General features: G+C 62.7%; 1 protein-coding gene. It reads left to right on the top strand.

Features of this window, described 5'->3' with window-relative positions:
- On the top strand, positions 1-241 hold a 241-nt coding region (locus R0J88_RS23045), incomplete at both ends, for an SDR family NAD(P)-dependent oxidoreductase (RefSeq protein ID WP_410901323.1).

The following is a 241-nucleotide window of genomic DNA, read 5'->3' as shown; positions in this document are numbered from 1 at the left end:
CCGCATCGTCAACATCTCGTCCGTGGTCGCGACCATGGGCAACCTCGGTCAGGTCAACTATGCTGCCGCCAAGGCAGGCATGGAAGGCTTTGCCCGCTCGCTGGCGCGCGAAGTCGCGTCACGCAATATTACCGTCAACTCAGTGGCGCCGGGCTTCATTGCCACTGACATGACTGAAGCATTGCCGGAAGCGCAGCACGAAGCGTTGCTCGGCAACATCCCGCTGGCGCGCCTTGGCCAG

Source organism: Pseudoalteromonas sp. SIMBA_162 (assembly GCF_046535955.1).
Classification (GTDB): domain Bacteria; phylum Pseudomonadota; class Gammaproteobacteria; order Enterobacterales; family Alteromonadaceae; genus Pseudoalteromonas; species Pseudoalteromonas marina.
This window is presented reverse-complemented; position numbering and strand designations above follow the sequence as displayed.